A 20,707-nucleotide genomic window follows, 5' to 3' on the forward strand; every position below is an offset into this window, starting at 1 on the left:
TAGCTATGCAACAACACAGCTCATGAATCCATAGACAAGCGAAAGCTACGCCAGCGAAAGCACAGAAATTCATAAGTCCATAGACAAGCGGCAGAAACGCCAGCGATAGCCAACAAATCCAAAAATCTATAGCCAAACGACCCCACGCCAGCGATAACTGACAAAAGCAACAGCCCTTGGCCAAACGGCAAACCGCCACTTACAGCAAAAAATCAAGCTACTTTTCAGGCTAGAATAAAAAAGCTTCCACGAAGTCTCCATCAGCTAAGCCCAAGACTTAAATCCTATTTAAACGTCTGTAAGTACGCTAAGGCCTTCTCCACATCACCAGGCGTATCAATCCCAATGGTCTCCAACTCCGTCACAGCCGTGACAATCGTAAACCCGTGTTCCAGCCATCTAAGCTGCTCCAGCGACTCTGCTTTCTCCAGGGCCGAAGGCTGTAGCTGCGTCAATTCTGCCAGCACCGCGCGGCGGTAGCCGTAGATGCCGATGTGTTTGTAGAACGGGTGCTGCCCCAGCCAGGCCTGCTGCTCCACGCCCCGGAGGTACGGAATAGGATGCCGGCTGAAGTAAAGGGCCTGCTGCTGCGCGCCGATCACTACCTTGGGGCTGTTGGGGTTAAACAGTTCCTCCTCCGACTGTACCGGTTTAATGAGCGTGGCAATCTGCGCCTGGGGTTGGGCAAAGCAGCCGATAACCTTGTTTATCTGCTCGGGCTGGATAAAAGGCTCATCGCCCTGGATGTTCACCACCACGTCAAAAGCCTCCGGAAGTTGGGAACATGCCTCCTGGCACCGGTCGGTGCCGCTTTGGTGGTGCGGGGCGGTCATCACCACCTTGCCCCCAAACGCCAGCACGTGCTGGTAGATGCGTTCATCATCGGTAGCCACTACTACCTCCTGAAGCTGGGCCTGTTGGGCTTGCGCATACACCCGCTCAATCATGGATTTCCCGTCTAGCATCACCAGCGGCTTGCCAGGGAAACGGGTTGAGGCGAAACGGGCAGGAATGATACCAACGGCTTTCATAGGGCAAAGGAGTGAGGTGGAGAATAGATTGCTTGGGGTACTTTTGATTGCGCGGTAAAGGTATTTAATTTTCAGATGTACGGGGCAAAACCCATCAACCCGCACCCCCGATTTTAGGCTGTTTTGCAGGAAATGCTTTAGAAACGTAAGGTGTGCCAATCAGCAACGATAGGCTTACTTACGCGGATGGCCCGCTAAAAAGGAGCGACCGGGTTGGGTGGCTTCGCGTAAAAGCAGCAAGTATCGTATCTATCGTTCACCTAACCTGATTGCGCAGATGCAGCCCATAGGAAAGTTTTTGGTAGTGCTGGGAGTACTCATAGCCGTTGTTGGCCTGGTGATCTGGCTGGCTGGTCCCCGGTTAGACTGGTTTGGCCGTTTGCCCGGCGATGTGCGGGTAGAACGCCCGGGGTTCAAGGTCTTCGCCCCGTTCACCACCATGCTGCTGCTTAGCCTGCTGCTCAGTTTGGTGCTTTGGGTTATCCGGCGTTTCTTTGGGTAGTTGTTTGCCCTTAACCTTCTTCCACCAACGCCTGCCCGGGCCGGAGCCGTGGGGTTCTTGTTCCGGCGCTCTGGTGGCTTGTGCCTGCTATGTTCTTTCTGCTGTCTAAACTGCTCCAGTACCTCATTTCCCCCTTGCTGTGGATCATAGCCCTGCTTGTTTTGGGGCTGGTTTTCAAAAATCCCGCTAAAAAGCGGAAGGCCTACGCGGCCGGCATCCTGCTGCTCCTGTTCTTCACCAATCCGTTCCTGGTCAACGAGGCCTGGCTGGCCTGGGAGCCCGCGCCGGTCTTAATGCGGCAAGTGCAACAGTATGACGCGGTCATTGTGCTCACCGGCGTCACAGAGCCCAACAAATCGCCGCACGACCGGGTGCATTACGGCGAAGGGGCCGAGCGCATCCTGGACGCCATCCAGCTCTACAAAATGGGCAAGCTGCAGAAGATCATCATCTCGGGCGGGTCGGGGGCCATCAAAGACGTAGCCAGGACCGAAGCCCGCCACCTGCAGCAAACGGCCCTGTACGCAGGGGTTCCCCGGCACGCTATTCTGCTGGAGGAGCGCAGCCGCAACACCCGCGAGAACGCCTTGTTTACCAAAGAGCTGCTGGGCACCCAACCGCAGGGCCAAAGGCTGCTGCTCATTACCTCGGCGTTTCACCTGCGGCGGGCCCAGGGTTGCTTTGAGAAAGCCGGCCTGCCGGTAGACCCCTTTCCCGCCGATTTCCAGACGCACGACCGCAGCTTCTACCCCGATGATCTGCTCATCCCCGATGCGGAGGCCCTCTGGAAGTGGTCGCGCCTGATCCATGAGTGGGTGGGCTACCTCACCTACAAGGTGTTGGGCTACGCCTGAGGCCTGCCCTGCCAAAGACCGCTAACCTGTTGGGGTTAGTTGCGTAGAATACGGAGTTTCGGGTGGGCCTTGAATGGTGAAAACTCTCAAAACAATCGGCCCACGGGCTTGTTATGAGTAACGCAAAGCCCCGAAACGGCGAGTTCCCCCGGCTTAGTCTCCACGGCTTGCGCTGCAATGTGTATGCCTTAACGCCTATATTTGTTGGATACAACCTCACATCTTTCATCGGAAGAGAAGCTGGTGGCCCAGTTGCGGGCCCAGGACCAGAAAGCAATCACTCTTCTCTATCGCAACTACTCGGCCGCGCTGTACGGGGTCATCCTTCGTATTGTCAAGCAGGAAGAGGTAGCCGAGGACGTGTTGCAGGAAAGCTTCGTGAAAATCTGGTCTGCTTTCTCCACCTATGATGAGCAGAAGGGTCGCCTGTTCACCTGGATGCTCAACATCGCCCGCAATCTGGCCATTGACAAAATCCGCTCCAAGCAGTACCGCGTAAGTTCCAGGACACAGCCCATGGAGAATACCGTTACGCGCCACCTGGAGAGCAGCGAGGGAATCAGGCCAGACCACATAGGCGTGCAGGAAATGACCGAACAATTGAACCCAGATCAAAAAGTAATCATAGATTTGATGTACTTTAACGGATTCACGCAGAGCGAAGTGGCCGAGGAGCTGAATATCCCGCTGGGTACGGTGAAAACCCGCGCCCGCATGGCCCTTAAATTCTTGAGCAAACTAATTAAATAGCGTTGAACATACAGGAGTACATAGACTCAGGAGTGCTGGAACTCTACGCGGCTGGTGGGCTAACCCCCGCCGAAAGCGCAGAGGTAGACCAGATGGCCGCGCAACATCCGCAGGTGCGCCTGGCGCTGGAGGAGTGCCTGCGCGCCATGGAGGCGTATGCCTTAACCCACGCCAAAGCCCCGCGCCCTGAACTGGAAGACCATATCATCCGGCAGATGGAGGCCGTGACAGCCCCGCGCCCGGAAACAGCGCATCCGCAAGGGCGGGTGCTGCCCTTTGATTCCCCCGTGGCGGGGCCCACCAACCTGCAGCCTGCCAACCGCTGGTGGCAGATGGCGGCGGCGGTTTTGCTGGTGCTGAGCGTGGGTGCCAATGTGTTCCTGTACAGCACCCTGCAGAACACCCGCTCTGCGCTGGCCCTGGCCCGCCAGGACTCTCGCCAGTATGCCCTGCAGGTGCACCAACTGGAGCAGCGCAACCTTCAGTCAGAGAATTTGCTGGGCGTGCTCCGTAACCCCAATACGCTGGCCGTGCCGCTGAAAGGCGTGGAGCAGCACCCCGGGGCCCAGGCCACCGTGTTCTGGAACCAAGAGACCAAGGAAGTGTACTTTGACGCCTCTGGCCTGCCCCAGGCGCCCACCGGCCGGCAGTACCAGCTTTGGGCCCTGGCGAAGGGCAAACCCGTGGATGCCGGCCTGGTGAAACCGGCCGACAGCACCCTGCAGCGCATGAAAACCGTGGCCGAAGCTCAGGCTTTTGCCGTGACCCTGGAGCCCGAGGGCGGCAGCGTGAACCCTACCCTGGAGCAGATGTACGTGATGGGTACCAGCCCTGGCAGGTAACAGGCCTCAGGGAAGAAGGCCGGCCTGAGGTTCGTTTTAGCTCGGTTTTCCTGAAAAGTGCCCCAAAACAGACTTTCCATCCGCCCCGGGCGTTATCTCCTGGAAACCTGCGGGACGAACTTACTTTTGCGCCCGCGTGTTCTTCCGCCGGCGTTTGCCAGCCAAAGCGATCTACATGAAAAAATACCTAGACCAATCTACCCTGGACTTTATCCGGGACCTGCGCGAGAACAACCACCGGGAGTGGTTTGAGAAGAACCGCAACCGGTACGAGGCCGCCCGCCAGGACTTTATCCTTTTCCTCAAAACCCTGCTGCAGGGCGCCGTGCAGTTTGAGCCGGCCCTGGAAGGGCAGGAGGCCAAAGACCTGCTGTTCCGCATTTACCGCGACGTGCGGTTCTCCAAAGACAAGCGGCCCTACAAAGAGCACATCTGCGCGTACATGGCCGAAGGCGGCCGCAAGACCATCAACCCGGGCTTCTACCTGCACATCAGCCCCAACGACGGGTCTTTCCTGGCCGGTGGTGTCTGGATGCCGCCCGCCCCGGAGCTGAAGGCTATCCGCCAGGAAATTGATTACAATTACGAGGAGCTGAAGGCAATCCTGAACGCCCCGGCGTTCAAGAAGTACTACGGCGGCCTGAGCGGGGAGAAGCTCAAAACCAACCCCAAAGGCTACGACGGCGAGAACCCGGCCATTGACCTGCTTCGGCATAAAAGCTGGAACACCACCTACCTGCTCCCCGATGACGTGGTAACCAGTGAACGCCTCTACGACGAGTGCCTGGGAGCCATGAAGGCCGTAAAGCCGCTCAACGACTTCTTCCTGCGCCCCATGCAGGACCTGAAGGCCGAAGAAGTGTAAGCGTTTCTGGCTGGTTTTCCTTAAAACGGCCCTAAAACCCACCAGGGCAAAGCGCCTCCTTTCTTAAAAGGGAGGCGCTTTGTTTTTACGGCGGTCCTGGCAGCGATCTCGCAACGACCAGGGGGGCGCTACCCGCCACAACTATGGGATAATTCAGGCCGAAGTGCTAATTTACTGCTAGGCTGAGTTCGCCATAAAGGGGGAAGAGCCACCAAGGTCCGTTGTAGCTTTTGGAACACTTCGGTCTAAAAGCAAGCTCGGGCTACCGGCGGGGGATGGTTGCTGTTCTTAGCTCAAATAATATGTTAAATTAAGCAGCTTGTCTGCATACCAAAGCCATGAGAAAAATCAAAAAGAGTGCGCTGCTGCTGGGGCTAGGGTTGATGGTGGGGAACGCCTGGGGGCAGGCCATGCCCGATACCGAGATCTTCCTGGTGCCGGTGAAAAAGCAGAAGCAAGGCCTGCAGGTAGGAACGCCCCTGAACATCACCCAACGGCCGGGCTATGACAACCAGCCCAGTTTTACCCCAGACGGCAAGTCTATTTTGTACACCTCGCAGCAAGACGGGCAGCAGACCGATATTTACCGGTACTCCCTGGCCAGCAAAAAGACCGAGCAACTAACCGCCACGCCGGAGGCCGAGTACTCGCCTTTGGTGACCCCAGACGGCAAAACCTTCTCCGTGGTGCGCGGCAAAGAGCAGCATCTCTGGCGTTTCCCCCTGCAACCGGGCACCGGTGAACCTGCTGTACTGGTGCAAATGCCCCAGCTGATTGGCTACCATGCCTGGTACAGCCCCGACACCCTGGTGGTGGCCGCCTTTCCCCGCCAGCCGCCAATGGGCATGTACCTGGTGAGGCCCTCGGGCGGAGCGCCGGTGAAACTGGAAGAATCCATTGGCCGCAGCCTGCAGAAGGTGCCCCGCCGGCCGGTCATGAGCTACCTGGTGCCCTTGTCAGACTCCATTGCCCAGATTAAGCAGGTAGACCTGAGGACCGGAGACCAGCAGACCTTGATCCAGGCCCTGCCCGGCAGTCAGGATTTTGCCTGGCTCCCCGATGGAAGGCTCTTGATGGCCCAGGGCGCCAGGCTGTTTACTTACCGGCCGGGCCAGGATCCCCGCTGGGAAGAGTTCGCCGACCTGAGCAAGCATGGCATCAGGAACATTACCCGCTTGGCCGTTAGCCCCGCCGGTACGCATCTGGCGCTGGTGGTTCAGTAAGGGCTGATTCTAGACCGCAGAAGCCGTTTCGGGGCTGAATCTTGAAATTCGGCTCCAAAACGGCTTCTGCTTTTGAACTGCTAGGTTGGGTTAGGGCTGCCGGTAAAGCTGGCCGCCTTTCATCACCAGCCGTATCTGCCGCAGGGCGGAGATGTCTTTGGTGGGGTCTCCGGCTACGGAAATCAGATCCGCCAGCAAGCCTTCTTTTACGTTGCCCAGGCGGTTGTCTAAGTGAAATATCCTGGCGTTGCCGGAGGTGGCGGCCCGGAGTACGTCCAGGGCGGGCATGCCGTAGGCCACCAGCAGTTCCAGCTCGCGGGCATTGTCGCCGTGGGGGAAAACTCCCACGTCACCGCCCACGCTGAGGGGCACCTTGGCGGCCAGGGCTGCCTTGAAACTGGCCCGTTTCTGGATGATGCGGGCGGGCTCGGGGTCTATCCCTTTGCGCCAGCCGTTGTACTGCAGAAGGGCATCGCCGGCGGCCAGGGTGGGGCAGAGGGCCACGCCTTTTCTGGCCATCAGTTTAAACACCTGGGGAGTGCCGCCGTCGCCGTGTTCAATGGTTTCTACCCCCGCCTCTGCCGCGCGGCGCATGCCCTCGGGCGTGCTGGCGTGCGCCACTACCGGTCGGCCGCTGCTGCCGGCAATCTCCACAATCAGTTTCAGCTCGGTCAGGGTAAAGGTGGGCATGGCTTCGCCGTTGGGGCCCCAGCGGTAATCGGCGTAAACCTTGATCAGGTCGGCGCCCTTGCCTATCTGGTCCCGCACCACCCGGGTGATGTTGTCTATGCCATCGGCGGCCTCGGCGCCCTGGGGCACCTCAAACGCGGGGTCAAAGCCTTTGGGTCCGTAGCTGCCCGTGGCAATGATGGCCTTGCCGGCCACCAGCATGCGCGGACCTGGAATAATGCCCTGGTCAATGGCTTGCTTCAGCCCCACATCGGCGTACTCGGCGCCTTCAGAGCCCAGGTCACGCACCGTGGTGAAGCCGGCCAGCAGCGTGTTGCGGGCGTGCACGGTGGCGCGGGCCACGCGCAGGGCATCGGCCTCCTTCAGGACCTGGTCGTTCCAGGAAGTTTCGTTGTAGGGGTGCAGCAGCAGGTGGGCGTGCCCCTCAATTAGCCCCGGTAAGAGTGTTTGGCCGGGCAGGGCAATGGTGCGGGCCCCAGGGGGAACCGATACCCTGGCGGCAGGGCCGGCGGCAGTGATCCTTTCGCCCTGTACCACCACTACCCAGTCCTGGTGCAGGTCCTGGCCGTCAAACACCTGACTTGGCCTGAGCACGTACACCGAGTCTGTTTTAGGGCTGTTTTGCGCGAAACTGCCCCTAAACGGGAAAATACCTACCCAGAGGATACAGAGGAGCTTCCACCCGGTTACCCGAAGGGGGCTAAGGATCTTACCGTACATACCATTCTCCTTTCGCGATGAGTTGCACCTGGCCGCCGACCAGGAGTTCATACTGGTGCTCACCGGTTTTCTGGCCTTTCAGTTTGATGGTGGCATTGCGGTTGATCTCGTAGCCCTGCTCTACCAGCAGCTCTACCGCTTCTGAGGCATAGTACCGGTGTTTGAGCAGGTAGGCCAGCAGGCAGCCGTTGGCGCTGCCGGTGGCGGCATCTTCAATAAGGCGGCCGTTCTCCAGGGCCAGCATGCGCGCGTTGAGCTGATGCTCGGGGGCGTAGGTTTGGGGGCAGAAGAAGTAAAAGGCCACCGAAAGCCCATCTGCGCGTTGCGTTTTGTACAGGCCGTGCTTTTCCAGGAAGGCTTGCACCTGCTGTGGCTCGGCTTGGAGTTGCCGCACCTGCGCCAGGCTCTGGAGCGGGATAAGGAGGAAGGGCAGCCCGGTGGACACTTCCTGCACGGGAAAGTGGGGGTGCAGGGCCGCCGGGGGAAGGTGAAAAAGGGCCGCCAGTTCCTCTTTGGGCAAGGGTTCCCCGAACGTTGGGTTGATCTGCCGCATGGACAGAAAGTGGGGGGAAGTGCCTTCATACCCAATAGACACCGGAATCTGGCCTACTTTTAACCGCAGGTTTACCTCAGCCACAGGCTCCCGCACCAGGAACTGCTGAATGACGAAGGCGGTACCCAGGGTAGGATGCCCCGCGAAGGGAACCTCGTACTCCACGGTGAAATACCGGGCCTCAAAGCCTGCTGGAGTAGGTTGGTCTTCAAGAATGAAGGAGGACTCAGCGAAGCCAATCTCCTGGGCAATCTGCTGCATCTGGTGGGTGGAAAGCCCCTGGGCCTGCCGGAAAACGGCCAACTGATTTCCCTTGTAGGGAGCATTGGCAAATACATCTACAATATAGAACGGTAAGGTGTGCATGCCCAAAAGATAGCAAGTATCTGGCACATGCGCGGCGTTGGGCAGCGGCCAGGCCGAAGTTTTGCAGGCTCGGGTTTGAAGCAGGTGCCTTCTCTAGGGGCCGGAAGGTACGCTGTGGGAGGCAGCGGGGCAGGGGGAAGTCAGCAGCAGGGATCCGGGGTGGCCTCAGTCAATGGATATGTCACTGTATCTGGCTTGCACAAACATGAACACGCCGTACCCAATCAGACCCAGGGAAACGATGCCCAGGAGCAGGTCACCGAAGGGGGAGGTCTGCAGAAAAGTAAAGGCTCCTTTGGTGCCTTCTGCCTCCTGGGGGCGCTGCAGCCACGCTGCCCGTACAAACAAAAAACCAATAATGCTGAACACAATTCCGCGGGAGGCAAACCCCGCTTGGCCGGCTCTTTTTAATAAATTAAACTGTCCGGCAGGTAAATGCCTGACCTCTTTCATGAAGGAACCAGTGATGGCCTTTTTTAACTGGTAGGCTCCGTTTCCAATGGTAATTAAGCCTATCAAGATGGCCAGATACTTGCCCATTGGTTTGTCCAGTAGTTCGGCTATTACCATTTTCTCTTTGCTGCCTCCACTGGTATTTCCCCCATTGCCCATGCCAATTCTGAGGGCCAGAAACGCCAACGAACCATACAATAATCCGCTGAACGCATAGGCCACTCTTCTGCCAATGCCCTTCGCCGAAGTTCCTTTTTGTTCGGTGTCTTTTATAGCCTGAATCAATCTCCATACGCTATAGCCTGCTAGTCCTGCCGCTAAAATTCCCAGCAGGAAACCACCCCCGGGTAGTTCTTTCACTTGTACGAGCGCCTCTGAATTAGAGGATTTCTGTCCGCCTAACCCAAACGCAGCCATGGCGGTTAACACGCCCACCAAAATATATACCACGCCCTTGGCTACGTACCCGGCCTTTGCAAATGATTCAATTCTACGCTTATTCTGTTGATCCATGAGTTGGTTATAACGGGTGCTTTTATCCAGATAGATTGAGCTCTTGTTGTATGTTGTGCTTGAACGGATATGTGGTAGTCTTGTTAAAATAAATGGCTAGTTAATGGATTTTGTATCTTTGGTTCTGGCTCGCTTTTAGCACGTTTGAAATTGATGTTAAAACTAGAGTAATTGTTGACCTGTTTTCAGAATTAAATATTTAAGCAAAAACAAAAGCCAGATAACTTATATAGAACAAGGAGATTGATAAAAATATTAGCATTGGGGTGTGCCATCATGCTCTCACTTACCAGCTAGCCAACTCAACCTGCTTGGGCATGTGTAAACTCTGCTTGAAGCTCCCTTTAAGGTAAAGTCATATAATCAACTGAAGACCTTTATTGTATTGCAGTCTATGATAAATTCTGCTTTAAGATAAATCTAAAGGAAGCTTAGGTTTTGGATGGTGCATGAAACTGAATGACTTTTTCCTGTTGGTTGAGACCTACCGAAGGTGTAGAAGACCCATACACGGACATGCTTAGGTAATACGAAGTTTGTAAGGGATAGGTTTACTTTGTTTGACGGGTATAAGTTTTAGCAGTTATGAAAAGCATTTTTACTGTATTTCTGGTAAATGTGCCATAAAGCTTGGTGGTGATTTGTTATGTTATAGGTGTTATTTTGATGCATATATGTTGAATGGAACAGAACGTTTATGAGCTTCTTTTTACAATTTTGTTGTAATTATTAAAACAATATATAGTTAAGTGTTTGTAAAAACACGGATATTGAACCAATACTTGTATGAAAATAAGTTGATGTGTTAGTAGATTGAATAAAGTGTATGGCTTGTTGGATTACTAGTATGTTAATATAAGAGACTCCTTTTTGTGCATGGTTGAGTTATGAGAATGAAATAGTGATTTGAATCGAAATTAGAATAACAAGGATTCTATTTTATGCATGGTTACCCTTAATTAAGTAATGCTTCCTGTATTTGGTTGGATTAAGTATAATGATATATAGTTTGTTGTGATTGATTGTATTTTCTTAATGAAGTGGTGAAAATTATTTGAAATATCAATTGCTGTTTTATGAACTAGATAGTAGTGTTTGTTCCTTATTGTAAGGATTAATGTTTTATGTATGTGTTAAGTAATTATGAATTTTGAGTTGATATAATGTTAAGATGGGAAATTGAATAATTGTGTACGTGGTGAAGGTAAGCTTAGTTGATGCTTCTAATTTCTGGTAGGGTTTTGTGCTTATGTTTTGGATGTGATTCAAAATTAAATCAGTGTAAATTAGGCCTGAGAATCTCAATTTAGTAGATATAAAAAGTAATATAGTTTACCATTGTAAGTCGCCTAGGTTGGCTAATTTAATGCGGTATGAATAGTTACCTCGTAATACATATTCAGGGAAAGTAATGGGGGGACGAGCGTACGACTGGGCCGGCCAGTCTCAAAAGGCGGAAAAGTTTTGAAAAGCATTTGCAGAAAATAAAAGGATGCAATACATTTGTACCACCAATAAGGAAAAGCCTTGTTTGGAAACTGCGCACGTGGTGAAACTGGTAGACACGCCATCTTGAGGGGGTGGTGCCCTACGGGCGTGGGAGTTCGAATCTCCCCGCGCGCACTTAGTTGTGTTTGAAGCCTTGTAACTTTATGAGTTGCAAGGCTTTTTTCTTTTAGGTCCGTAATGCGCTCACTAGGGGTTTGCCTCAGAAATACATTAGAAGAATCTTTTTGCAACTCTCTCTAGCGTTTAGCCGCTAGTTTATCCTGGCAATAACGCTCTTACTAAAGGGGAAATGCCTAGCAGGACAAATGGGAGAGGGAGCTATTGGTTGGTGCCTGGTGAAGTTGAGTGTTTGTTCCTGGATGCCAACATTGCTTGGAAAAGCATGCACTATAGGCTTAAACTGCCCTAATCCAACCTAACCTGTCCCCATCCCTGTGGGGCGTTCGGTACCTTTTGCTACTTGCTAAGTTAAACTCCATTATCGGGTCTTTTAAGTTTGCCGGAGGACTACGGTAATTATTGTGGTAGGCGTTATGGTGTATGAAGATTAGCGCATGGTACCAGATATGAGCAGAGGGCGTTCTTAGCATCATGGAAAGGTCAAGGATACCTATTTCTGGGTATAGCCTGCGGGGCAGAATAGCTATATCTTTGGAGCCTTTACAATCACTCCTAATTGTATTTCTATGAATAATCGCTTCTACTCCCTCAAGTGCTTTTGCCTTGCTGTCTTGGCAGGCTTTACGTTTGTCTCCTGCTCTGACGACGACGAAGAAGAGGTTTCCCCTAACACCGATAACAAGGTGGTCTATAACGGAACGACCTACTCTATGAAAAGTGGTTTGGTGGAAGATTATGGTCCTAGTGACAATCACTATAACTATGACTTCTATATAACTGACGGAACAATCACAACCAGCAACAACGATTTTGAAGTAGTAAATAGCAAAATTGTATTGTTTGCGGAACTCTTGTCACCAGGTACTTCAGAATTCAAAACCGGCACTTTCAGCTTCGTTCAGAACTATAATGATGCGGGGAACGAGAATAAGCATGTATTTGAAGATGCCCTTGTTGTGACAGACACCAACAATGACAATATCTTAGATGAGCAGGATGAGGAGTTAGGAGTGACCGGCGGAACCGTAAAGGTGTCGGGAGGTAACAACAGAAACTATACCGTAGAATTTGATGTAACCCTTGAAAACGGGAAGACCGCGAAAGGGGGGTATTCTGGTACCTTTACTTACCGAGACGAGAGAGATTAGAAATCATTACTAAAGGAAAGCCCCACCTGCTCACAGCAGGTGGGGCTTTCCTTTAGGGTATTACCCAGTAGAGGCTGTAGACCTGAAATTCAAACAGCCTTGACAATAGAAGCGCCATTTTCAATATAGCCGCTCTAGTTAGGGAGAAGAAACATGAGGGTTCACCCTATTTTTAGGCTGATTTCGCAAAAAGAAGCCTAAAACAGGCGCCGCCCCCTACACGTCCAAAGATTACCTGAACGGGTTTTCGGGCTTTACCAGCAGCACTTTCTCGCGCTCCACAATCACCGACCCAGGGGCCGCACCTTTGGCCTTCCTGACGTACTTTTTAGGCGTGTACAGCACCGGACAGAGGCTGTCATTCCGGCGCTTGGAGTAAAAGGCCGCCAGTTGGGCGGCGGCCTCCAGTACCGGCGCAGGGAACGCTTTGCCCGCCTGATACTTAATAACCACGTGCGAGCCGGGCACATCCTTGGCGTGCAGCCAGAGGTCGTCTTTGTGGGTATGCTTCAGGGTGAGCTTGTCGTTGGCCTTCGAATTTTTGCCCACCAGGATCTTGAAGCCCATCAGCTCAAACGTGTGGTAGGGGAGATCTACCTGCGTCACCGCCTGGCTGGGGGCGTTCTGCTTCAGGAACGTCCTGAGTTGTGGGGCCGTCTCTATGCTTTCCAGTTGCTGAAGCAGGGCGCTCAGGCGGGTAACCTCCTGCTCCTTGCGGGCGGCCCTTTCTTCTAAGAGCCGGTGCTCAATCTTCTGGTTCTTGGCTTTCTTGTACAGCCGCTCGGCCGTTTTCTGGGGCGTTTCGGTAGATTTGAGCGAAACCAGCCGGTGGGTGTCATGGTAGAAGTCATACAGCTCCACCTCTTTGCTGCCCGGCGGGATATTGGTCAGGTTGGCCATGATGATATCCGCGGTTTGGGCGTAGGGCGTGCCGTGGTCCCACTTTTCCAGCTGTTCCTGTATTTGCCACCAGATCTTCTGCGCGCCGTCCAGTTGCTTGCTGAGTTGCCGGTGAACGGCGGAGTAGTTCTTCTGAAAGTACTCCTGCGCCCTGTACTGCGGCACAAAGGCATTCAGCGCCGAGATAGGATCGGCCCACGTTTCCTGGATTTCCCCCACGGGCAGCAGAGAAAGCCGGAACTGTTTGTGGAGATAAGTGAGGTAATAGGCGGTGGGGTTTTCCAGCAGGGCTACCATCTCCTGCACCTGTTCCCACTGTTCCTCCGGCGAGAGCGTGTCATAGCCCTTCTCCTGCAGGTAAAGCCCCGGCACCTCGCCCAGGGTGGGCAGCAGTTTCCGGAGATTTTGGGGCTGCTCCAGAAACAGCTCCTTGTCCAGTAGAACATCTCTGTCCATCTGCCGGTAATCCAGCTCCAGGTCCTTGGAAAGCTTCCGGTGGAAGAGCTCGGTGGCTTCGCCGTCCACAAACAAGACCACGTTGGAGCGGTTACCGAACAGCTTGAACAGCAAGACCCGTTCCTGGGTGAACCTGATGTAAAAGCTGCGCTCCTGCCGGTGGGCCCTTACTTCCAGCACTTGCTGGTGCAGCAGGTCGGGGAAAAGGTCTACCGAGTTTTGTTTGGCCCTGTGGAACGTTCTGGGAAACTGCAGGCTGGAAAACGTAGACGTCTGGATGGCCTTCAGGTAAAATTCTTCCTCCCCCTTGTAGAAAGCCAGCATGAGCTCATCCTTTTCCTGGCTGAAGGCAGCCTGCAGGGTGTAGCCCCGCAGGTGGCTGTCCAGTTGCCGGGCCAGCTGACGAAGAAAATAGTAATTCTGGTGCACGGTTATAGCGTAAGGACAAGCCCGTCATATGCCAGGCTCACATTGGGCGGTAATTCTTTCTCCACCTCCTGGTGCCGGCCCAGCAGGTGACTGATGTGGGTGAGATACGCCTGCTCCGGTGCAATCTCCTCCAGCACCGCCAGGGCCTCAGACAAGGAAAAGTGGGAGATGTGCGGCTCTTTGCGCAGCGCGTTCAGGACCACCACCTTTGAGCCTTTGATCTTCTCCAGCTCTGCCTCTGAGATAAAGTTGGCATCGGTGATGTAGGTGAAATCCCCAATCCTGAACCCGAACACCGGCAGGCGGTGGTGCAGCACCTGGATGGGCGTCACGGAAATGCCGTGCACCTCAAAGGGCTGGTTCTGGATGGGGTTTAGTTCTACCTTGGGTACGCCCGGGTAAGTGGTGTTGGTGAAGATATAGCTGAACTCCTGCTGTAACTGGGTAAGCACGCGCGGGTCGGCGTACAGGGGCATGTCTATGTGCTGCAGGAAGTTGAAGGCCCTAATGTCGTCTAAGCCGGCGGTGTGGTCTTTGTGCTCATGGGTGAACAAGACCGCGTCTAACCGCTTTACCCGCTCGCGCAGCATCTGCTGCCTGAAATCAGGCCCCGAGTCAATGACCAGGGTTTTGCCCGCCGCTTCCACCAGAATGGAGACCCTGAGCCGTTTATCCCTGAAATCCAAGGAACGGCACACCTCACATTCGCACCCAATGACGGGTACGCCTTGTGAGGTGCCTGTTCCTAAGAATGTGATTTTCACGCAGAGGTTATGGTTTGGTCTTTAATGGCCAGGTACAGTTCCTGGCTTTCGGGGCGCAGGGCCTCGGGGTTAATGTCAACCGCCCGCAGAATCTCCACCAGGCAATTGATTCTTCCCTCCAGGGGGAAGTATTTGTTCACTACCGCTACTTTGGTGTCCTTCAAGATGCAGAAGCCCGACTTGAAAGTCCCTTTCTCGTACCGCAGCATATACTCAGACTCCGCAAAAATATCTTCTAACCGGTTTAAAAAGGGCCGGGTGTACTTCAGCTGCATACTACAGAAAAATTATAATCTTAGCGCACGTACTCTTTTACGGTCTGCACCAACATGTCAAAATCCAGCGGTTTGGGCAGGTACGCGTTAATGCCCGCTTCTTTGAATTGTTCTAGAGTGTAGTTGTTGGCATTGCCCGTAACGGCAATGATAGGAATCTGGGAGATCTGCGGGTCTTCGTTGGCCCTGATCTCTTTGGTGCATTCCATCCCGTTCTTCACCGGAATGTTCAGGTCCATCAAGATAGCGTCAATCTTCTGGTCCTGCACTTTCTTGAGAACTTCCCCGCCGTTTTTAGCCGACACTACTTTGTAGTTCTGAAGTTCTAAAATTTTCTTGGTGAGGTTCAGAATTACTGAGCTATCCTCTGCAATTAAAATGGTTTTAGGCTCGGCCATGGTCAGTTCGATAAAATTTTATTTCGATAGTTTGCTCTAAAATTAGTAAAACTTGCTTCTAAATCAGAAAAGGTGGCGGTAACAAATGTTAATTTACCTTTTAATATGTCATGTTCCAGCTCTTTGGCGATGGTAGAAACCGTGTCAAGGCCCAAGGTGGAGGCAGTACCCTTGATTTGATGCAGTGTACCTAAAATACCCTCATAATGTTGTGCGGCTACTTCTTTTTTAGCCTCGGCCAGCAGTTCAGAGGTCTCTTCCTCAAACTCTACGTAGAGCTGCAGCGCAAAGTCATCGCCCCCAAGACTCCTCAGTTGGTCCACTACGTTCATGTCCAGCGAAAACTCCCGTTTGCCAGCTGAAGTCTGGGGGGTAGGCGAGGCGGCAGTTTCCTGGGCGGGGGCTTCCGCCGTTGAGACCACCGTGGTGGTGCCGTTGCCAAACCACTTCAAGATTCGGCTGTGCAGGTCGGTGATCTTCACCGGTTTGGAGATGTAGTCGTCCAGTCCTTTCCCAATGAATTTTTCCGCATCGTCTTTCATGGAGTAGGCGGTCATGGCGATGATGGGCGGACAATTCTCTGCCAGGCGCTTCTTCAGTTCCTGTGTAGCGGTAACCCCGTCCATCTCGGGCATCTGGATGTCCATGAAAATTAAGTCGTAGTCCTGCTGGCAGGCTTTGTCAATGGCCTCATACCCGTTAGAGGCCACATCGGCGTAGCAACCCATGCGCTCCAGCAGCTTCACGGCCACTTTCTGGTTGATCTGGTTGTCATCTACCAGCAGCAGCTTGGGGGCGGGGTTAAAGGACCCAATAGCTTCCTGCTCCTTGGCCGCATGCAGCTGCTCGTGAATCTGCTGGATGTTGTCGGCCTCGCGGCAATGGATGGTGAACCAGAAAGTGCTTCCCTTGCCCGGCACCGACTCTACCCCAATCTCGCCGCCCAGCAGTTCGCTCAGTTGCTTGGAGATTGCCAGCCCCAGGCCAGTACCGCCAAACGTCTTGGAAGAGGAGTTGTCCAACTGTGTGAAATTGGTGAAGAGCAGCTGAATGTCTTCCTCGCTGATGCCAATGCCCGAGTCGTTCACCCTGAACATGAGCAGCGGCTGGCCTTCGTTGCCTTTCACGGGGCTTACCTCCAGGCTTACCGCGCCCTCGTTGGTGAACTTGATGGCGTTGGAGGTAAGGTTAGACAGTACCTGCAACAAACGGGTTTCGTCGGTGATGATGTAGCGGGGCGTTTCCGGGGCAATGGTGTAGGTAAAGGTGAGGTCTTTCTGCTGGGCCCGGTTGGCAAACAGCGAGTGGATCTTCTCCAGCGCGTAGAACAGGTCAATGCCGGTCTCATGCAGCTGCAGCTTGCCCGCCTGTATCTTGGAAAGGTCAAGGATGTCGTTGAGGATGTCCAGCAGGGCGTCTGAGGACTTGCGCAGCGTATCAATGTAGTCTAGCTGCTCGTCATTGCCCGCCGAGTGGTACAGCAGGTCAATCATGCCAATGATGCCGTTCATGGGCGTGCGCAGCTCATGGCTCATGTTGGCCAGGAACTGGTTTTTGACCTGCAGGGAGTTTTCGGCTACTTCCTTGGCCCTGATGAGTTCGCGCTGGGTGTCCTTCAGCTCGGTGATGTCGCGGCAGATGCCTTCAATGGCCACAGGTTGCTGGTCGGCGTTCAGGATCAGGCGCGAGTTCATGAGCACCTCAATCTCCTGGTTCTGGCTGGTGCGCAGGGTGGTCTCAAAGTTGCGCACGCTCTTGCGCTCAAAGAGCATGCGCAGCAGGGCGTCTCTGTCTTGCGGGTACACATACAGCTGGCTCACGTTCATGCCCATGGCCTCGCTCTGGGAGTAGCCCAGCACTTCCTGCACCGAGGGGCTGATCAGCTGGAAGTCTCCCTCAATGCCGGTCTTGTAGTACAGGTCCTGGAACGATTCAAAGATCTGGCGGAACTTCTCCTCGTTCTCAGCCAGGGCCAGCTGGGAGATTTTCTTGTCGGTGATGTCCAGGGCAATCGCCGAGACGTCCTCAAAGCTGCCGTCTTGCAGGTAAATGGGGTTCAGGAGCACCTCGCGCCACTCGCTGGTGCCGTCGGGGTGGTGCAGCTCAATCTCAAACTGCTGCGGCTGTCCGGCAAAGGCGGCCTCGTAAGTTTCTTTCAGCAATCTCACGTAATCTTCCCGGAAGAACGAGCCCACCAGATCGCTGAGCTTCAGGCCCAGCGTAGGCTGGTTTCCCGTTAAATTCTGAATTTCACCGTAGAAATTCTGATTGAAGGAGGTGAGCTGGTACTGCCGGTTAATGGACCACATTAAGTGGTTTCCACTCTCAAAGATGGCTTGCAGCCGCGCGTTCTGTAGCGTGATCTGCTCTTCGTTGCGTTTCCGCTCAATGGCCAGGGCTACCTGGTTAGAGATAAAGTGCAGGATCTCAATGTCGGTGCTCACGTAAGCCTCGGGGTTTTTGTAATCGCGCACGGCAATCACCCCAATAATGCGCTCGCCAATGGAGAGGGGAGAGGAAAGCATCACCTCCGGCACCACGCCGTTCAGCTCCACCTTGCCTTCGTCTACCAGGCGCATAAAGTCGGCTTTGGTGGCGTACAAAGGCTTGCCGGTCTTAATGATGTACTCGGTCATGCCCATGGAGAAAGGCCGGGGGGCAGCGGGCACGCTGGACAGCTGGTCTACGTAATACACAAAGTTGATGAGGTCTTTCTCCTCATCAAACAGCGCGATGTAGAAGTTGTGGGTCTCAATGATCTTGCTCAGCTCGCGGTGGATGGCGCTGTACAAAGAGGGTAAATCTTTGGAGCTGATGGCCAGGTTGGCAATGCTGTAATACACCTTCTGCAGGCGCTCGGCCTTGATGCGGTCGGTGATGTCGTGCAGGATGGCGCGGGTGGCAATGGGCTTGCCGTCTTGCCAACTGCAGTTGATACTGCCAATGAGGTGAATGGGCTTGCCGCTCTTGGTAAGGAAAACCGTCTCAATCTTGTTCACATCTTCGCCTTTGTACAGGTTGCGCAGCTGGTAAATTAGCTTGGCCTTGTAGTAAGGGTGCACAATGTCATTGAGGGTAAGATTCTCAATGTCAAAGTCATTGTAGCCCAGCTTTTCCTTCCAGGCCCGGTTCACGAAGATGAATTTATTGTCGGTGGAAATGTTCTGGATCAGGTCATGGGCGTTGTCAAACAAGTCCTGCAGCCTGATCTTGTTGTCTTTGAGCGCTTCCATGGCAATGCGCTTGTCGGTCATGTCCTTGCCCACGGCGGTGATGCCAATTACCAGGCCCTCGGCGTCCATCTCAAACATGATGTTCCAGCGCAGGATCTTCACCGACTGGGACTTGGTGATCAGGTCCCACTCATAGTAGCTGCGCAGCGATTGGTTCTGCACGGCTTTCTTGATCTCCTGAATGCGCATGGCCCGCTCTTTTTCGGGCACAAACAGGTCATAGTAGTTCTGGCCCACCACCTCCTCGCGTTTGTAGCCGGTGTACTGCAGGAAATAGTCGTTCACGTACACCACCCGCAGGTCCAGGTCCATGCTCACGTAGGCCAGGTTCACCTGGCTCAGGAACGTGCGGAACTGGTGCATGGACTCGCGGAGTACCTCCTGGCGGCGGATCAGGGCCTGGGCTTCTTTGCGCGAGGTGATGTCGCGCACAATGCACTGCACAAAGCTCACGCCCTCCAGCTGGATGGCGCTGAAGCTGATCTCGCTGTCTATGATGGTGCCGTCTGTCTTCTCTATGCGCCACTCCAGGCTACGGGGCTGGCCGTCCAGCACGGTGTTCTCAATGATCTGCAGCGATTTTTCCACCGAGGAGGAGTTGTCGGCCTGCAGGCCGGGCGAGAAGTCGGCCAGGCGCTTGCCAATGATGTGGGGCTTGTCGCAGTCCAGCAAAACCGTGGCCTGGAAGTTACAGTCGGCAATCTGGGTGTTGTTGAGCAGGAAGATGGCGTCGTTGGAAGACTCAAACAAAGTCTTGTATTTGCCTTCTGAGTAATGCAGCTCCTGGCGCAGCTCAAACCGGGACAGGTAAGAGCTTACCTCAAAGGCCACGTGGTTCAGGAACTCGGCCAGCGTGGTGGTCATGTGCTGCGCATCGTCTACCAGCAGCAGCAGGGTGGCCAGGTAGTGCTTGTCGGTGGAGATGGGCAGGGCCAGCAGTTCCCGTTTATTGAACAGATTCTGGAAATTGCGCGAAATCCCCAGAATGGGTCTGTGTTTGCTCTTGTTCTCCAGCTGCTGCAGAAACTCCGGCGAGAGGGCCAGCACGCTTTTTTCCTGCAGCAGGATAGATTCCTGGCCCTTGCTGGTGACCAGCTGCACCATGCGGGTGGCTGGTTGGTACACGTACAGGCCACCGCCGCAGATGGCGGGCAGTTTGATGAGCTCCTGCAACACCACCTGCAGGATGTCCTCGGGAGATTTCAGGTTGGCGAACTGCGGGAACAGGTGGTTCAGGAACTCCTGCTGCTCCTGGCGCTGGCGTCCTTTCTCCAGCTGCAGGGGCGTGTCTTCCACAAATTTGGCCGAGCCCAGCACCACCGCCTGCCCAAAGTACTTGCCGCTCTTGAGGCAAATGGACAGCGGGAAAACGGTATCGTCCTTGGTTTTGAGCCACCAGACAAACTGCTGCGGCTTTCCCTCGGTTAGCTGCTGCACCTGCCGTTTAAAGCCTATCTTTTCGGCATGGTTTAGGTCAAACACCTGAAAAACGCTCCTGCCAATGAGCCGTTCCTTTTCCAGCTGGGCAATCTGCAGGGCCTCTTTGTTAATGTCAATGAACATGCCCCGCTTGTCAAGGATGAAGAGCGCGTCACTGCTTTCCTCAAACAGGCTGCGGTAGCTGGACTCAGACGCAAACATGTCGCCCACGGGCATGACCTCGGCCGTGGCCGACCGCAGCGCGATGTACAGCAGCTCAACCCCATCCTGTTTCACCAGGCTTGATTTGAAATACAGCAGGGTGCTGTCCAGGGTCTTGTCTTTTGACCGGATAAAGCCGCTCACGTTCTTTCTATTCCGCAGCAGGCGCACGTTTCTTTCAAAGGTAGTCTGGTACTCCTCCTCCAGCAGTTCCTTGATGTTGAGGCCCTCCGCGAAGCCGCCGCCCCCGAAGAAAGAGTCCCTGGCCTGTTGGTTGGCCGCCAGCAGCGTACCCTCTGGCAAACAGACAAAGATGCACTTCCGGCTGCCGCTCACATGCTCCGCAAAGTCAATCAAGTGTTCTGCCGCCGCAACCTGCGCTTGCTGTTCTACAGTTGTATTCAATGTTGTCATACCCAGTGAGTCTGCTGTGTCTGGTGATTATTGGCCCGCAGTTTTTAAGACAGTTGGC

Annotated in this window: 16 protein-coding genes and 1 tRNA gene; 8 read left to right on the top strand and 9 right to left on the bottom strand. The window is 54.2% G+C overall.

All coding sequences use genetic code 11. The features are described from left to right. Positions 1-284 precede the first annotated feature (284 nt). Complete coding sequence (gene kdsB / locus JT718_RS10755; RefSeq protein ID WP_205502554.1) at positions 285-1,031, bottom strand: 3-deoxy-manno-octulosonate cytidylyltransferase; 747 nt, start codon at positions 1,029-1,031, stop codon at positions 285-287. 277 nt (positions 1,032-1,308) lie between these two features. Between kdsB and JT718_RS10760 the strand changes: the two genes are divergently transcribed. The 6 genes from JT718_RS10760 (at position 1,309) to JT718_RS10785 (ending at position 6,067) form a co-directional block, all read left to right on the top strand. Next, positions 1,309-1,533, top strand: a complete 225-nt coding sequence (locus JT718_RS10760; RefSeq protein WP_205502556.1) for a DUF2905 domain-containing protein — start codon at positions 1,309-1,311, stop codon at positions 1,531-1,533. Positions 1,534-1,622: 89 nt separating this feature from the next. After that, the gene (locus JT718_RS10765; RefSeq protein WP_205502558.1) at positions 1,623-2,387 is read left to right on the top strand and encodes a YdcF family protein; all 765 of its coding nucleotides are present in this window, start codon (positions 1,623-1,625) and stop codon (positions 2,385-2,387) included. 204 nt (positions 2,388-2,591) lie between these two features. Further along, on the top strand, positions 2,592-3,137 hold the full coding sequence (locus tag JT718_RS10770) for an RNA polymerase sigma factor (protein ID WP_240337037.1): 546 nt from the start codon (positions 2,592-2,594) through the stop codon (positions 3,135-3,137). A gap of 2 nt (positions 3,138-3,139) precedes the next feature. Then, on the top strand, positions 3,140-3,979 hold the full coding sequence (locus JT718_RS10775; protein WP_205502560.1) for an anti-sigma factor: 840 nt from the start codon (positions 3,140-3,142) through the stop codon (positions 3,977-3,979). A gap of 175 nt (positions 3,980-4,154) precedes the next feature. Beyond that, on the top strand, positions 4,155-4,844 hold the full coding sequence (locus JT718_RS10780; protein ID WP_205502562.1) for a DUF2461 domain-containing protein: 690 nt from the start codon (positions 4,155-4,157) through the stop codon (positions 4,842-4,844). A gap of 338 nt (positions 4,845-5,182) precedes the next feature. Next, complete coding sequence (locus JT718_RS10785) at positions 5,183-6,067, top strand: hypothetical protein (RefSeq protein ID WP_240337038.1); 885 nt, start codon at positions 5,183-5,185, stop codon at positions 6,065-6,067. A 90-nt stretch (positions 6,068-6,157) separates the two neighbouring features. Here JT718_RS10785 and JT718_RS10790 read toward each other — a convergent pair whose 3' ends face one another. From JT718_RS10790 to JT718_RS10800, 3 genes are all read right to left on the bottom strand, one after another. Continuing rightward, a complete protein-coding gene (locus JT718_RS10790; RefSeq protein WP_205502563.1) occupies positions 6,158-7,477 on the bottom strand; it encodes a metal-dependent hydrolase family protein in 1,320 nt (439 codons plus the stop codon). Further along, complete coding sequence (locus JT718_RS10795) at positions 7,467-8,396, bottom strand: PhzF family protein (RefSeq protein WP_205502565.1); 930 nt, start codon at positions 8,394-8,396, stop codon at positions 7,467-7,469. The genes JT718_RS10790 and JT718_RS10795 overlap by 11 nt, the downstream gene beginning before the upstream one ends. Positions 8,397-8,561: 165 nt before the next feature. Continuing rightward, entirely contained in the window at positions 8,562-9,362 is an 801-nt protein-coding gene (locus tag JT718_RS10800) for a DUF1206 domain-containing protein (protein ID WP_240337039.1), read from the bottom strand. 1,540 nt (positions 9,363-10,902) lie between these two features. Here JT718_RS10800 and JT718_RS10805 point away from each other — a divergent pair. Then, positions 10,903-10,985, top strand: a tRNA-Leu gene (locus JT718_RS10805). Positions 10,986-11,557: 572 nt separating this feature from the next. After that, positions 11,558-12,139 carry a hypothetical protein gene (locus tag JT718_RS10810; protein WP_205502567.1) on the top strand — a complete coding sequence of 194 codons (582 nt, stop codon included), beginning with the start codon at positions 11,558-11,560 and terminating at the stop codon, positions 12,137-12,139. 231 nt (positions 12,140-12,370) lie between these two features. On the opposite strand, the gene JT718_RS10815 is transcribed toward JT718_RS10810, so the two are convergent. Genes JT718_RS10815 through JT718_RS10835 form a run of 5 tightly spaced genes read right to left on the bottom strand, consistent with a single transcriptional unit; the run spans position 12,371 to position 20,649 of the window. After that, on the bottom strand, positions 12,371-13,924 hold the full coding sequence (locus tag JT718_RS10815; protein WP_205502569.1) for an NFACT RNA binding domain-containing protein: 1,554 nt from the start codon (positions 13,922-13,924) through the stop codon (positions 12,371-12,373). A 2-nt stretch (positions 13,925-13,926) separates the two neighbouring features. Next, on the bottom strand, positions 13,927-14,688 hold the full coding sequence (locus tag JT718_RS10820; RefSeq protein ID WP_205502570.1) for an MBL fold metallo-hydrolase: 762 nt from the start codon (positions 14,686-14,688) through the stop codon (positions 13,927-13,929). Further along, a complete protein-coding gene (locus tag JT718_RS10825) occupies positions 14,685-14,963 on the bottom strand; it encodes a hypothetical protein (protein ID WP_205502572.1) in 279 nt (92 codons plus the stop codon). Before JT718_RS10825 ends, JT718_RS10820 begins: the two co-directional genes overlap by 4 nt. A gap of 20 nt (positions 14,964-14,983) precedes the next feature. Beyond that, positions 14,984-15,361 carry a response regulator gene (locus JT718_RS10830; RefSeq protein WP_205502574.1) on the bottom strand — a complete coding sequence of 126 codons (378 nt, stop codon included), beginning with the start codon at positions 15,359-15,361 and terminating at the stop codon, positions 14,984-14,986. A 2-nt stretch (positions 15,362-15,363) separates the two neighbouring features. Beyond that, positions 15,364-20,649, bottom strand: coding sequence for a PAS domain S-box protein (locus tag JT718_RS10835; protein WP_205502575.1), 5,286 nt, complete (start codon positions 20,647-20,649; stop codon positions 15,364-15,366). Positions 20,650-20,707 lie beyond the last annotated feature (58 nt).

It is taken from the genome of Rufibacter psychrotolerans (genome assembly GCF_016924645.1).
Lineage (GTDB): Bacteria > Bacteroidota > Bacteroidia > Cytophagales > Hymenobacteraceae > Nibribacter > Nibribacter psychrotolerans.